The sequence below is a fragment of the Thauera chlorobenzoica genome (assembly GCF_001922305.1).
Taxonomy (GTDB): domain Bacteria; phylum Pseudomonadota; class Gammaproteobacteria; order Burkholderiales; family Rhodocyclaceae; genus Thauera; species Thauera chlorobenzoica.
The window spans coordinates 2,847,240-2,861,568 of record NZ_CP018839.1 but is presented as its reverse complement, the minus strand read 5'-3'; the positions used below and the strand labels follow the sequence as shown (position 1 = coordinate 2,861,568).

Below are 14,329 nucleotides of genomic sequence, written 5' to 3'. Positions count from 1 at the left end.
GCCCCCCGTTCAGGCGATGCCGACACGCGCCGGACCGGCCTCCATCGTGCCGATCACGGCGCCGGCTTCACCCTGCTCGGCCAGGATCGCCGCCTGCACCGCGTCGACCGCCTGCGGTGCGCAGGCGATCAGCAGCCCGCCCGAAGTCTGCGGGTCGGTGAGCAGCCTGCGCTGCCACTCGGGCGCCGTGTCCGCCAGATCGATGGCCTCGCCGTAGCTCGCCCAGTTCCGCTCCGAGGCGCCGGTGGCGACGCCGGCCTGAACCAGCGCCAGCGCTTCCGCGATCACCGGCAGGCGGTCGAACTGCAGCGCCGCGCCGAGTCCGGCGCCGCGGCACATCTCGAGCAGATGGCCGGCGAGGCCGAAGCCGGTGACGTCGGTCACCGCATGCACGCCGTCGATGTCGGCCAGGTGCGCGCCGGCACGGTTGAGGGTCGTCGTCCAGCGCAGCATTTCGGCGTAGCCGTGGGCGGAGAGCCGGCCTTTCTTGAGCCCCGCCGACAGGATGCCGATGCCGAGCGGCTTGGACAGGATCAGCACGTCTCCGGCGTGTGCGCCGGCATTGGTGCGGACCCGGGCCGGATCGACGACGCCCAGCCCGACCAGGCCGTAGATCGGCTCGAGGACGTCGATCGAATGCCCGCCGGCAATCGGGATGCCGGCGGCGCGGCAGACTTCGGCGCCGCCCTGCAGGATTTCGCCGATGACTTCGGGCGGCAGTTTGTCGAGCGGCATGCCCACCACGGCCAGCGCCAGGATCGGTGTGGCGCCCATCGCATAGACGTCGGACAAGGCGTTGGTGGCGGCGATGCGGCCGAAGTCGCGCGCGTTGTCCACGATCGGGGTGAAGAAGTCGGTGGTGGCGACGATCGCCTGGCGCTCGTTGAGCTTGTACACTGCCGCGTCGTCGGCGGTATCGGTCCCCACCAGCAGTTCGGGCGGCACCACTCCTGGCGGCATTTTCGCCAGCAGCTCGGAGAGTACCCCCGGGGCGATTTTGCAGCCGCATCCGCCGCCGTGGGAGAATTGGGTCAGTTTGATTTCATTCATCGTCGGAAAGGAGTGAAGGGCTGTGCCGGCCACGCGCCGCGCGCCCGGAAAAACCATGCAGAAAGGCGTCGCGACCGTAGCACAGCTGTCCGGATTTGACGAGATCATCGATGCGCGCACGCCCGCGGAATTCGCCACCGACCACCTGCCGGGGGCGGTGAACCTGCCCGTGCTCGACAACGCGCAGCGCGTCGTCGTCGGCACGATCTACAAGCAGCGATCGGCGTTCGAGGCACGGCGCGTCGGCGGCGCGCTGGTCGCAGCCAACATCGCCCACCACCTGCAGACCTGCCTGAAGGATAAACCCAAGAACTGGCGGCCGCTGGTGTATTGCTGGCGCGGCGGCCAGCGCAGCGGCTCGTTCACCACCTGGCTGCGCATGGTGGGCTGGGATGCCTGCCAGCTCGAAGGCGGCTACAAGGCATTCCGCCACCTCGTGATCGCCGAGACCGAGCGCATCGCCCCGCAGTTGCAGCTGCGCATCGTCTGCGGCCCGACCGGCAGCGCCAAGACCCGGGTGCTCGACGCGCTCGCCGCGCTCGGCGCGCAGACGCTCGATCTCGAAGACCTCGCCGCACACAAGGGTTCGGTGCTGGGGGCGCTTCCCGATCGCCCCCAGCCTTCACAGAAGCATTTCGAGACGAGGCTGTTTACCCGGCTGCAGGCCATCGATCCGGCGCGCCCGGTCTATGTGGAAGCCGAAAGCCGCAAGATCGGCCTGCTGTTCGTGCCCGAGGCGCTGATCCTGACGATGCGGCGCGCGCCCTGCGTCATGATCGACGCCAGCCGCGATGCCCGCCTCGACTTCCTGGTGCGCGACTATGCCTATCTGGGTGAGGACATCGCCACCCTCAAGCACAACCTGCTGCGCCTGCGCGAACTCCAGAGCCGGGAGACACTGGCACGCTGGCAGGCGATGGCCGATGCCGGCGCCCTCCCGGAGTTATTCGGCGAACTCATCGACCTGCATTACGACCCCCTTTACCGGCGCTCCCAGCACGGCAACTACCTCGGCTACGGCGAGGCCCCCCGTATCGAGACGACGGATCTCGGGCCCGAAGGCATCCGGGCGCTGGCACAGCGCATCCTCGAGCAGACCGGGTAAGGTTACTCAGGGCAGCACGGCCAGCGCCCTGCCCTTGATCGCGCACACCCGCTGCACGGCCGCGGCGCGCGGGGTCCGGATTTCGCCCTGCTCGAACGCGACGATGGTCCAGTTGTCCCGCAGGCGATGCACCAGCTCGTTGGGCTGGAGCAGGAAGTCGGGGCGGCTCGGCTTGCCAAAGCGCTCGTTGCCGGCCATAAAGGTTTCGTAGATCAGCACTCCGCCCGGCCGCAGCAGCTCCAGCATGGCATCGAAGCGCGGCCGGTAGAGGTAATTGCAGACCACCACGCCGTCGTAGCCGGCGCGCTCGAAAGGCCAGTCCTCACCTTCGAGGTCGAGTTCTCGCGTTTCCAGCCGGGGCAGGCCCTGCAGCAGTTGCAGGGCGATGCCGTCACGGTCGACCGCGTCGACGCGGAAACCGTGCTGCGCCAGCCAGCGTGCATGGCGGCCACTGCCGCAGGCGTAGTCGAGCACCCGTCCGGCGGGCGCGATCAGGGAGGCGAAGCGGGTGACCCAGGCCGAAGGCGTGAGCGCACTGGAAGTGTGGTGCTCGATCATCGGTGCAATGCCCTGTAGACGGATTCGCGTTGAAGAGAATGCCCCGATTCTAGCCGAGGCCGCTCCGCACCCCGGCGCGCGACATGAGCGGAATCGGACAGCAATCGATTGTGCACTGCAGTATATAATCGGGCATTATTGAAAAATTCGAAGAAAAATTGGACGTATGTCATCGTGCGGGCCTGCGCCCGATATCCCCAGAGCCCATCCAGAGCCACACCATGAAAGACAAGCACTACCTCACCCCGCTGCTCGAGCCCCGCTCCGTCGGCATCATCGGCGCCAGCGAACGTGAGAACGCCCTCGGCAGCGTGCTCATCCGCAACATGCTGGAGGCCGGGTACAAGGGCAAGCTGTTCGCGATCAATCCCAAGCACGAGAGCGTGCATGGGGTGGCCTGCTACAAGTCGGTCGAGGACGTGCCGCAGCGCCTGGACCTGGTCGCGCTCGCGGTGCGCGCCGAGAAGGCGCCGGCGATCATCGACGCCTGCGGCCGTGCCGGAGTGAAGGCGGCGATCCTGCTGTCGGCGGGCTTCTCCGAAGCCGGCCCGCGCGGCGAGCTGCTCGAGCGCCAGGTCGTCGATGCCGCCCACCGTCACCGCATCCGCCTGCTCGGCCCCAACTGCCTGGGCATCATGCGCCCGCAACTGGGCCTCAACGCCACCTTCGCCCACGCCAGCGCGCTCAAGGGCAGCATCGGCCTGATCTCGCAGTCCGGCGGCCTGTGCGCGGCGATCCTCGACTGGGCCAAGCCCAACAACGTCGGCTTTTCGGCGGTGGTGTCGCTGGGCTCGTCGTCGGACATCGACTTCGGCGAAGTGCTCGAATACATGATCTCCGACCCGCGCACCGAGAGCATCTTCCTCTACGTCGAAGGCGTGCGCGACGCCCGCCGCTTCATGAGCGCGCTGCGCGCGGCGGCCCGGGTCAAGCCGGTGCTGCTGATCAAGGCCGGGCGCCACCCCGACGCCTCGCGCGCGATCCTGTCCCACACCGGCGCGCCGATGGGCGACGACGCGGTGTTCGACGCCGCGCTGCGCCGCGCCGGCGTGATCCGCCTGTACAACATGGGCCAGCTGTTCGCCGCCGCCAACGCGCTGTTCTCGCACTTCCGCCCGCGCGGCAACCGCCTGGCGATCATCACCAACGGTGGCGGGCCGGGCGTGATGGCGGCCGACCGCGCCGCAGACATCGGCATCCCCCTCGCCGAGTTCGCCGACTCCACCCTGGAGAAGCTCAATGCCGGGCTGCCCGCAAGCTGGTCGCGCGGCAACCCGGTCGACATCCTCGGTGACGCCGGCCCCGAACGCTATCGCCACGCCCTCAAGGCGGTCCTCGAAGGGCCGAACGTGGACGGCGTGCTGGTATTGCTGACACCGCAGGCGGTGAGCGACCCGACCGGCGTTGCCGATGTCGTCATCGAGCTCGAAAAGACCGCCGACAAGCCGGTGGTCACCTGCTGGATGGGCGAAGACCTGGTCGGCGAGGCACGCCACCGCTTCACCGCCGCCGGCATCCCCCATTTCCGCACCCCGGAGCCGGCGGTGGAGCTGTTCAGCCACATTTCCGCCTATTACCAGAACCAGAAGCTGCTGATGCAGACGCCGTCCTCGCTGTCGCACCTGTCGCCGCCGTCGATCGAAAGCGCCCGCCTGGTGATCGAGATGGCGCTGTCCGAGCGTCGCAGCAAGCTCAACGAGATGGAATCGAAGGCGCTGCTGGCCGCCTTCCGCATCCCCATCGCGCAGACCGTGGTCGCCCGCTCAGCGGCCGAGGCGATGGTGCTGTCGGCCGAGATCGGCTTGCCGATCGTGATGAAGATCGATTCACCGAGCATCGCTCACAAGTCCGAAGTCGGCGGGGTGCGCCTGAACATCCGCAGCCTCGCCGCGGTACGCTCGACCTACCAGGAAATCATCGACGAGGTGAAGCGGGTGCGGCCCGACGCCGAGATCAACGGCATTGCCATCGAGCCGATGATCCAGAAGCGCAACGGCCGTGAGCTGGTGGTGAGCGTCAAGCGCGACCCGGTGTTCGGCCCCGCGATCGCCTTCGGCGAAGGCGGCAACCTGGTCGAGGACAACCGCGACATCGCCGTCGCCTTGCCGCCGCTCAACAGCTTCCTGGTCAGGGACATGATCCGCTCGACACGGATCTCGGCACGCCTGGGCGAATTCCGCAACATGCCGGCGATCGACATGGGCGCGCTCGAACTGGTGCTGCTGCGGGTCTCGGAAATGGTCTGCGAGCTGCCGTGGATCACTGCGATGGAGATCAACCCGCTGATCGTGGACGAGCACGGCGTCGTCGCGGTCGATGCCCGGATCATGGTCGACAACGTATCGCCAACCGCCGATCGCTATGACCACATGGCGATCCACCCCTACCCTTCGCACCTGATCAACACGTGGACGGTGCCCGACGGCACGGTGGTGACGATCCGCCCGATCAAGCCCGAAGACGCCGAACTCGAAATCGAATTCGTCCGCGGTCTGTCGGCCGAAACGAAGTACTACCGCTTCATGAACACGATGCGCGAGCTGCCGCCGGCAATGGTCGCGCGCCTGACCCAGATCGACTACGACCGGGAGATGGCCTTCCTCGCCACGCTGGAAGCGGACGGGCGGGAGAAGGAAATCGGCGTCTGCCGCTACGCGGTCAATCCCGACGGCGAATCCTGCGAGTTCGCCGTGGTGGTGGCCGACGACTGGCAGCATCGCGGGCTGGCGCGCAAGCTCATGGGCGTCCTCATCGAGACCGCGCGCAGCCGCGGCATTTCCTACATGAACGGCGTTTTCCTCGCCAACAACGAGCGCATGCTGAAGTTCGTGCACAAGCTGGGCTTCGTGATCAGCAACGATCCCGAGGACAGCTCGGTCAAACTCGGCGTGCTGTCGCTGCAGGACTGATCCATGCCTTCCCTGATCGAACATATCGACTTTCACGGCCAGCCCGCATTGCACCTCGTCACCGCCGCCGGTGCCCGGGCGATTGTCAGCCTGCACGGTGCCCAGGTGTTGTCGTGGATCCCGCCCGGCGGTGAAGAACGGCTGTATCTCAGCCCGCTGGCCCGCTTCGACGGCAGCGCGGCGATCCGCGGCGGCGTCCCGGTGTGCTTTCCGCAGTTCGCCGAACTCGGTCCGCTGCCCCGGCACGGTTTTGCCCGCACCATCAGCTGGTCGCTCACAGCCGAGCGCAGCGGAAAGGATTTCGCCCTCGTCACCCTCACCCTGAGCGACAGCGACGCGACCCGCGCGCTGTGGCCGTACCCGTTCTGGGCCGAACTCGGCATCCTGATCGAGGACAGCCGGCTCGATCTCGAACTCGAGGTCGAGAACACCGGCAGCGAAGCGCTCGAATTCACCGCGGCGCTGCATACCTATCTGGCCGTGCGCGAGGTCGAGCAGTCCCGCCTCGAAGGCCTGCACGGCTATACCTACCACGACCAGGTCGACGCCGGCCGTACCCGGCGCGACAGCGGCGATGTGCTGCTGATCGAAGCCGAAACCGACCGCATCTACCATGACGTCAAGCGCCCGCTGCTGCTGCGCGAATACGACCGCAGCCTCGGCGTCAACGCCGACGGCTTCAGCGACGTCGTGGTATGGAACCCCTGGGTCGAGCGCAGCGCCACGATCGCCGACCTGCCCGCCGACGGTTTTCGCCGCATGCTCTGTGTCGAGGCCGCGGCCGCCCACCGACCGGTACGCGTGGACGCCGGCGAAAGCTGGTGGGGGCGACAGACCCTGGTCGCACTGTAAGGGACGGCCCCCGCACCTGCGCAGCCGTCTTTCATTCGCCACGGGGCACCGGCAGGAGTCCGCCGTCAGCGGGCCTGTCGCCCCCGCGCGGTACCGAATGCTTGTCGCTGGCCGGCGCTTGCTGCACCATCCAGCCCTCCGCTTCTGCCTTTTCCTCCCTATCCGATGCTGCCCCCGATCGAACACCGCATCGCCGACGAGCTCGGCGTCTCGCCGCGCCAGGTCATCGCCGCCGTCCAGCTCCTCGACGACGGCGCCACCGTCCCCTTCATCGCGCGCTACCGCAAGGAAGTCACCGGCGGGCTGGACGACACCCAGCTGCGCACGCTCGAAGAGCGCCTCGGCTACCTGCGCGAGCTGGAAGAGCGCCGCGCCACCGTGCTCGCCTCGATCGAGGAACAGGGCAAGCTCAGCGCCGCACTGCGCGCCGAGATCGAGGACGCCGACACCAAGCAGCGCCTCGAAGACCTCTACCTGCCCTACAAGCCCAAGCGCCGCACCAAGGCGCAGATCGCGCGCGAGGCCGGCATCGGCCCGCTCGCCGAAGCGCTGCTCGCCGATCCGACGCTCGAGCCCGAGACGGAGGCGGCGAACTACCTCAACGCCGAGGCCGGCTTCGCCGACGTGAAGAGCGTGCTCGACGGCGCGCGCCAGATCCTGATGGAGACCTTCGCCGAAGACGCCGCCCTGCTCGGCGAGCTGCGCAGCTATCTGCACGAGCATGGCGAAGTGCGCTCCAGCGTAATCGAGGGCAAGGAAGCCGAAGGCGCCAAGTTCCGCGACTGGTTCGACTTCAAGGAGCCGATCACCACCCTCCCCTCGCACCGTGCGCTGGCGCTGCTGCGCGGGCGCAACGAGGGCGTGCTGCGCTTGGCGCTGGAGGTCGAGCGCGCCGACGCGGATGCGCCCCACCCCTGCGAAGGCCGCATCGCCGCCCGCTTCGGCATCCGCAACCAGGGCCGGCCTGCCGACCGCTGGCTCGCCGACACGGTGCGCTGGGCGTGGAGCGTGAAGATCTCGATCCACCTCGAACTCGAACTGATGGGCGAGCTGCGCGAGCGCGCCGAGGACGAGGCGATCCGCGTCTTCGCCCGCAACCTGAAGGACCTGCTGCTCGCCGCGCCCGCCGGCACGCGCGCCACGATCGGGCTCGACCCCGGCATCCGCACCGGGGTCAAGGTCGCCGTGGTCGATGCGACCGGCAAGCTCGTGGACACCGCCACGGTCTACCCCTTCGAGCCGCGCCGCGACCGCGAATCGGCGCTCGCCACGATCGCCGCGTTGGCGAAGAAGCACTCCGCCGAGCTGATCGCGATCGGCAACGGCACCGCCTCGCGCGAGACCGATGCGCTCGTCGCCGAGTTGCTCAAGCGCCAGCCCGAGCTGCGCCTGACCAAGGTCATGGTGTCGGAAGCGGGCGCCTCGGTGTATTCCGCCTCCGAACTCGCCGCGCGCGAGTTCCCCGGCGTCGACGTCAGCCTGCGCGGCGCGGTGTCGATCGCCCGCCGCCTGCAGGACCCGCTCGCCGAGCTGGTCAAGATCGACCCCAAGTCGATCGGCGTCGGCCAGTACCAACACGACGTCAACCAGGGCCGGCTGGCGAAGAGCCTCGACGCCGTGGTCGAGGACTGCGTGAACGCCGTCGGCGTCGACGTCAACACCGCCTCCGTGCCGCTGCTGGCGCGCATCTCCGGCCTCAGTTCGACGCTTGCCGCCAACATCGTCGATTACCGCGACGCCCACGGCCCGTTCCGCAGCCGCGATGCGCTCAAGGGCGTGCCGCGCCTGGGGCCCAAGACCTTCGAGCAGGCCGCCGGCTTCCTGCGCATCCCGAGCGGCGACAACCCGCTCGATGCGTCCTCGGTGCACCCGGAGGCCTATCCGGTGGTCGAGCGCATCCTCGCCCGGGTGCAGAAGAGCGTGCGTGAGCTGATGGGCAACGGCAGCTTCCTCAAGTCGCTCAAGCCCGCCGAGTTCACCGACGCGCGCTTCGGCCTGCCCACCGTGCAGGACATCCTCGCCGAGCTGGAAAAGCCCGGCCGCGACCCGCGCCCGGAGTTCCGCACCGCCAGCTTCCGCGACGGCGTCGAGACGCTGAAGGACCTGCAGCCGGGCATGCTGCTCGAAGGCGTGGTCACCAATGTCACCAATTTCGGCGCCTTCGTCGACATCGGCGTGCATCAGGACGGCCTGGTGCACATCTCGGCGCTGTCGAACACCTTCGTCAAGGACCCGCACAGCGTAGTCAAGGCCGGCCAGGTGGTGAAGGTCAAGGTGCTGGAGGTGGACGCTGCGCGCAAACGCATCGCACTGACCATGCGCCTGGGCGACGACACCGCAGCGCGCCGCAGCGAAGGTCCCGCCGCCGCGCGCCCCGAGACGCGCGACCGCGGCGCCGGTCAAGCCCGTCAACCAGCGCACCGCGACGGCGACCGTCGCCCGCCCCGCAACGGAGACGGCCGCCTGCCCGCCACCAGCGACAAACCGCACACCCCGCCTGCAAGGCGCCGCGATCAGGGCACTCCCGCCGCGGGCGGCGCGCTCGCGGAGGCTTTCGCACGCGCGCGCAGCAGCAAGTAAGGGACGGCGCGAACAGATGGAGAGTGCGATGCAAGCCGTGATCCACGGAATCAAGAACTGCGACACCATGAAAAAAACCTTCGCCTGGTTCGAAGGCGCCGGTGTCGCCTACCGCTTCCACGACTACAAGAAATCCGCCATCGACACCGCCACCCTGCAGCGCTGGTGCGAACGTCTCGGCTGGGAAGCGCTGGTCAACAAGCGGGGCACGACCTGGCGCAGGCTCTCCCCCGAGCAGCAGACGATCTCCAGCGAAGCAGCGGCGATCGCGCTGATGCAGGCCCACCCCAGCCTGATCCGCCGCCCGCTGATCGAGGCCGCCACCGGCGAACTCGTCGTCGGTCTCGACCCCGAACGCTTCGCCGCCGTCTTCGCCGGAAACAAGCCATGAGCGCCCCTCTTCCTTCCAGCTATATTCAGCGCTTCCTGCTCGAAGATCTCGACATCCGCGGCGCCATCGTGCGCCTGACCGATGTCTGGCAGGCCATGCAGGCCGGCCGCGGCTACCCGGCACCGGTCGCCCGCCTGCTCGGCGAGATGAGCGCGGTGTCCGCAGTCATCGCCGGCAACCTCAAGCAGCCTGGCCGCCTCACCGTCCAGCTCAGCAGCCACGGTCCGCTCAGCCTGCTCGTCGTCGACTGCACCGAAACCCTCAACCTGCGCGGTTATGCAAAGGCCGATCGGGTGCTCGCCGAAGATGCACCGGATGAGCTGATCAGCGACGGCCGCCTGCAGCTATCGCTCGACATTCCCGGGCTGGCGCAGCCGTACCAGAGCCTGGTGCCACTCGAAGGCGGCAGCATTGCGGAAATTTTCCAGCACTACCTCGCCCAGTCGGAGCAGCAACCGGCCGGCTTGTGGCTGGCGTGCAACCAGGAGGCCGCAGTGGCCCTGTTCGTGCAGAAGCTGCCGGGCGCCGACCAGAAGGATCTCGACGGCTGGTCGCGCGTGCACCAGCTCGCCCACACCGTGCGCAGCGACGAGCTGCTCGGACTCGAGGCGCACGACATCCTGCGCCGCCTGTTCGCGGAGGAAAACGTCCGCCTGTTCGACGCCCGCCCGGTCACCCACGACTGGCCTGCCGATCCGGCCAAGGTCGCAGCGATGTTGCGCGCGCTGGGCGAAGACGAAGTGCGCGCGATCCTCGCCGAGCACGGCGAGATCCTCGTCCACGACGACCTCTCCAACCACAGCTACCGTTTCGACGCCACCGACGTCGACGCGCTGTTCCATCCGCCGACCCTCCATTGACGCCAGCTCGAACGCCGGACGGCGCGGCCCGGAGGGCGTACTCGGGCACCGCCGGGGCGATCGCCGCGGCATGGCGGCCGCGGCTTGCCGGAACCCCTGCCGATCAGTACACTCCCCTGAACTTAAAGCCCTTTCCGTCCATGCCCGCTACCGCGCCCGCCCGTCCGATCGAGTTCCGCAACACGACCCTGGGCGCAACCGTCGCCGTACTGCAAGTAGCTGAACCCGCCGCGCTCGCCGATGCGCTGCACAAGATGCTCGGCGGCATGCCGGATTTCTTCAACGGCGAGCCCGTGATCCTCGATTTCGGCACTCTTGGCGAACTGCCGGACCGCATCGACTGGGCCGGCCTGCAGTCCTTGCTGCGGCGCTATCGCCTTCAGCCGATCGGAATCACCCGGCTCGCCGAAGCTCATTGCGCCAGTGCCCGTCAGGCCGGGCTCGCCCTGCTCGACAGTGCACAATTATCCGCACGGCCGGGACATGACCGCCCTGCTTCGACAACGTCCCCGGCGGCAAAACCAGCCCCCGAGCCTGCCGCTGCGGCCCCCACCACGGCCGCTCCTCCAGCGCCAGCCTCGGCTCCGCCGACGATGTTCGTCGACCGCCCGCTGCGCTCCGGACAGCAGGTCTACGCCCGCGGCACCGACCTCGTGCTTCTCGGCGGCGTCAGCCCCGGGGCCGAAGTCATTGCCGACGGCAGTATCCACTGTTACGGTCCGCTGCGCGGGCGCGCCATCGCCGGCGCCCAGGGCGACCAGGCGGCACGCATCCTGACGAGCGATTTCGGCCCCGAGCTCGTCTCGATCGCCGGCGTCTATCGCACCTTCGAGTCCGGCATCGCCAAAGACTTCGCCGGCAAACCCGCTCTGGTGCGGCTGGTCGGCGTCGAACACACACTCAACATCGAAGCGCTCAAGCTCGACTGAGCCGCAAGCACAGATCATGCACAAGGGGAAACCGTGAGAGTCATCGTCGTAACGTCCGGCAAGGGTGGCGTCGGAAAAACCACCACCAGTGCAGCCTTCGCCTCGGGACTGGCGCTGCGCGGCTTCAAGACCGCAGTCATCGATTTCGACGTCGGCCTGCGCAACCTCGATCTGATCATGGGTTGCGAACGCCGCGTGGTGTACGACCTGGTCAACGTCGTCAATGGCGAGGCCCGCCTCAACCAGGCGCTGATCAAGGACAAGCACTGCGACAACCTGTTCGTCCTGCCCGCCTCGCAGACGCGCGACAAGGACGCGCTGACCGAGGAAGGGGTCGAGAAAGTGCTCGAAGAGCTCGAGCACCTGGGTTTCGAGTATGTGGTGTGCGACTCCCCCGCGGGCATCGAGCGTGGGGCGGTGATGGCACTGACCTTCGCCGACGAGGCGATCGTCACCACCAACCCCGAAGTCTCCTCGGTGCGCGACTCCGACCGCATCCTCGGCATCCTGCAGTCCAAATCGAAGCGGGCGCGCGATGGCGGCGAGCCGGTCAAGGAGCACCTGCTACTCACCCGCTACTCGGCCAAGCGCGTCGAAGAAGGCGAAATGCTCTCCTACAAGGACGTGCAGGAACTGCTGCGGGTGCCGCTGATAGGCGTCATCCCCGAGTCCGAGTCGGTGCTGCACGCCTCCAACCAGGGCACCCCGGCCATTCACCTCAAGGGCACCGATGTCGCCGAGGCCTACGCCGACGTGATCAGCCGCTTCCTCGGCGAAGACCGCCCGCTGCGCTTCGTCAGCTACGAAAAACCCGGCCTGATCAAGCGCCTGTTCGGAGGCAAGTGAGATGTCCCTGCTCACCCGCCTGTTCGGCGAAAAGAAGAAGACCGCAGAAATCGCGAAGAACCGCCTGTCCCTGCTGATCGCCCACGAACGCGCAGGCGGCAGCCCGACCGTAGACTTCCTGCCCGCGCTGCAGCGCGAGCTGATCGAGGTGATTTCGAAGTATGTCGCGGTCAACCCCGACGACATCAAGGTCCAGCTCGACAAGCAGGACAACTTCGAGGTGCTCGAAGTCAATATCGTGCTGCCCGAACAGGCGCGCTGAGTTTTCTCCGGGCCGGCGGCGGGACGGGAACGGCCCGGCCGGCGCGGTTGCGCCAGCCCGGGGCGTTACGCGCCGACGCGGTCGACGATGAAGCGCTTGACCGCGTCCGCATCCGGCGCCATCACCTCGACGCGCTGCGGCAGGCTCTCGATACCTTCGAGATCTGCCGGACGTTCCGGTTCGCGCCCCAGCGCCTCGCGGATGGTTTCGGCGAATTTCACCGCGAGCGCGGTCTCCAGCACCAGCACCGGGACCCCGGCCTCGTGCTGCCAGGCCACCTTGAGCGCGTCGGCGGTATGGGTGTCGATCATCACCCCGTACTGGTCGAAGACCTTGCGGATCGTCGCCAGGCGGTCGGCGTGGCGGCTGGCGCCGGAAACGAAACCGAACTCGGCGATGGCGGCGAATTCGGGCGAAGCCGACAGGTCGAACGCCCGCCCGGCATCGACCTCGGCCCACAGCGCGGCGACTTTCTGGGGGTCGCGGCCGAGCAGATCGAAGACGAAGCGCTCGAAGTTCGACGCCTTCGAGATGTCCATCGACGGGCTCGAAGTCACATGGGTTTCGGCGGCCTTGCGCGGACGATAGACCCCGGTGCGGAAGAACTCGTCGAGCACGTCATTCTCGTTGGTGGCGAGGATCAGCTTCGCCACCGGCAGGCCCATCCGGCGCGCGATGTGGCCGGCGCAGATGTTGCCGAAGTTGCCCGAAGGCACGCAGAACGCGACCTGCTCGTCGTTGCTCTTCGTCGCCGCGAAATAGCCCTTGAAGTAATACACGATCTGCGCCGCGACCCGCGCCCAGTTGATCGAGTTGACCGCACCGATCTTGTACTTCGCCTTGAAGGCGTGGTCGTTGGAGACCGCCTTGACGATGTCCTGAGCGTCGTCGAACATCCCGGTGACGGCGATGTTGAAGATGTTCTCGTCCTGGAGCGAGTACATCTGTGCACGCTGGAACGGGCTCATCAGCCCGTGCGGCGAGAGCATGAACACACGCACCCCGTGCTTGCCGCGCATCGCGTACTCGGCGGCCGAGCCAGTGTCGCCCGAGGTCGCGCCGAGGATGTTGATGGTTTCGCCGCGCCTGGCCAGCACGTACTCGAACAGGTTGCCGAGCAGCTGCATCGCCATGTCCTTGAAGGCGAGCGTGGGACCATTCGACAGTTCGAGCAGGCCGAGACGCCCCTCTTCCAGCCAGTGCACCGGTGTGATGTCGGCCGCACGGTCGCCCTGGCGCACGTGGCGATACACGTCGGCGGTATACGTCTTGTCGCAGATCGCCTTCAGGTCGGCCGGCGGAATATCGGTGATGAACTTCGACAGGATGGCGAACGCCAGCTCCGCATAGGACAGACTGCGCCAGGCATCGAGCTCGGCGCGCGTCACCTGCGGGTAGGTTTCGGGCAGGTAGAGCCCGCCGTCGGGCGCCAGTCCGCCGAGCAGGATGTCGCAGAACTCGGGGTTGGCGGGCTGGCCGGCATGGCCGCGGGTGGAGATGTACTTCACGGAGCAGTCCTCGAGGGTGGCATTGTCGATACATGCGCCGGAGCGCAAACCCCGGATTCTATCGAACTCGCCGACCCTCCGGACCGCCCCGGCAGACAATCAGTCCGTCTCGAGGCGGAAACCGACCTTCAGTGTGACCTGGAAATGCGCGACCTTGCCATCGACGATGTGGCCACGTGTTCCGACCACTTCGAACCAGTCGATGTGGCGGATCGACTTGGCCGCGGTTTCGATCGCATTGCGGATCGCCGCGTCCGTGCCTTCATGGGACGAACCGACGATTTCGACGAGCTTATAAACATGATCCGGCATGATCTCTCCTCCTCGGTTGGGGTTCAGCCTGGCCCGGCATCCTCGGGCAAGCGCGCGTCCTGCACCCGCCGCGCCTCGAAACTGCGGATCGACACCGCATGGGCGCGCATGCCGAGCACGGCGATGATGATCAGGATGCCGATGAAAACGACCAGCTTGAAGAGCAT

General features: G+C 67.6%; 14 protein-coding genes. 9 read left to right on the top strand and 5 right to left on the bottom strand.

Annotation, left to right across the window (positions count from 1 at the left end; all coding sequences use genetic code 11):
- Positions 1–9 precede the first annotated feature (9 nt).
- Positions 10–1,050, bottom strand: a complete 1,041-nt coding sequence (selD, locus tag Tchl_RS13255; RefSeq protein ID WP_075149729.1) for a selenide, water dikinase SelD — start codon at positions 1,048–1,050, stop codon at positions 10–12.
- 55 nt (positions 1,051–1,105) lie between these two features.
- Here selD and mnmH point away from each other — a divergent pair, with 55 nt between their 5' ends.
- A complete protein-coding gene (mnmH, locus tag Tchl_RS13250) occupies positions 1,106–2,155 on the top strand; it encodes a tRNA 2-selenouridine(34) synthase MnmH (protein ID WP_075148824.1) in 1,050 nt (349 codons plus the stop codon).
- A 6-nt stretch (positions 2,156–2,161) separates the two neighbouring features.
- On the opposite strand, the gene Tchl_RS13245 is transcribed toward mnmH, so the two are convergent.
- Entirely contained in the window at positions 2,162–2,713 is a 552-nt protein-coding gene (locus Tchl_RS13245) for a class I SAM-dependent methyltransferase (RefSeq protein ID WP_075148823.1), read from the bottom strand.
- Between the two features lie 221 nt (positions 2,714–2,934).
- On the opposite strand from Tchl_RS13245, the gene Tchl_RS13240 reads away from it, so the two are divergent.
- The 8 genes from Tchl_RS13240 (at position 2,935) to minE (ending at position 12,342) form a co-directional block, all read left to right on the top strand.
- On the top strand, positions 2,935–5,622 hold the full coding sequence (locus Tchl_RS13240) for a bifunctional acetate--CoA ligase family protein/GNAT family N-acetyltransferase (protein WP_075148822.1): 2,688 nt from the start codon (positions 2,935–2,937) through the stop codon (positions 5,620–5,622).
- A 3-nt stretch (positions 5,623–5,625) separates the two neighbouring features.
- Positions 5,626–6,474 carry a D-hexose-6-phosphate mutarotase gene (locus Tchl_RS13235; protein WP_075148821.1) on the top strand — a complete coding sequence of 283 codons (849 nt, stop codon included), beginning with the start codon at positions 5,626–5,628 and terminating at the stop codon, positions 6,472–6,474.
- Between the two features lie 165 nt (positions 6,475–6,639).
- Positions 6,640–9,054, top strand: a complete 2,415-nt coding sequence (locus tag Tchl_RS13230; protein WP_075148820.1) for a Tex family protein — start codon at positions 6,640–6,642, stop codon at positions 9,052–9,054.
- A 28-nt stretch (positions 9,055–9,082) separates the two neighbouring features.
- On the top strand, positions 9,083–9,445 hold the full coding sequence (locus tag Tchl_RS13225) for an ArsC family reductase (RefSeq protein ID WP_075148819.1): 363 nt from the start codon (positions 9,083–9,085) through the stop codon (positions 9,443–9,445).
- A complete protein-coding gene (hslO, locus tag Tchl_RS13220; RefSeq protein ID WP_075148818.1) occupies positions 9,442–10,305 on the top strand; it encodes an Hsp33 family molecular chaperone HslO in 864 nt (287 codons plus the stop codon). The genes Tchl_RS13225 and hslO overlap by 4 nt, the downstream gene beginning before the upstream one ends.
- A gap of 140 nt (positions 10,306–10,445) precedes the next feature.
- The gene (minC, locus tag Tchl_RS13215; RefSeq protein ID WP_075148817.1) at positions 10,446–11,234 is read left to right on the top strand and encodes a septum site-determining protein MinC; all 789 of its coding nucleotides are present in this window, start codon (positions 10,446–10,448) and stop codon (positions 11,232–11,234) included.
- 33 nt (positions 11,235–11,267) lie between these two features.
- Positions 11,268–12,080, top strand: coding sequence for a septum site-determining protein MinD (gene minD, locus Tchl_RS13210; RefSeq protein WP_075148816.1), 813 nt, complete (start codon positions 11,268–11,270; stop codon positions 12,078–12,080).
- 1 nt (position 12,081) lies between these two features.
- Entirely contained in the window at positions 12,082–12,342 is a 261-nt protein-coding gene (minE, locus tag Tchl_RS13205) for a cell division topological specificity factor MinE (protein WP_075148815.1), read from the top strand.
- A gap of 65 nt (positions 12,343–12,407) precedes the next feature.
- Here minE and thrC read toward each other — a convergent pair whose 3' ends face one another.
- The 3 genes from thrC to Tchl_RS18000 all read right to left on the bottom strand — a co-directional run bounded on the left by thrC (position 12,408) and on the right by Tchl_RS18000 (position 14,329).
- Complete coding sequence (gene thrC, locus Tchl_RS13200) at positions 12,408–13,850, bottom strand: threonine synthase (protein WP_075149728.1); 1,443 nt, start codon at positions 13,848–13,850, stop codon at positions 12,408–12,410.
- A 99-nt stretch (positions 13,851–13,949) separates the two neighbouring features.
- A complete protein-coding gene (locus tag Tchl_RS13195; RefSeq protein ID WP_075148814.1) occupies positions 13,950–14,162 on the bottom strand; it encodes a dodecin in 213 nt (70 codons plus the stop codon).
- Positions 14,163–14,185: 23 nt separating this feature from the next.
- Positions 14,186–14,329, bottom strand: coding sequence for a hypothetical protein (locus tag Tchl_RS18000; RefSeq protein ID WP_198158955.1), 144 nt, complete (start codon positions 14,327–14,329; stop codon positions 14,186–14,188).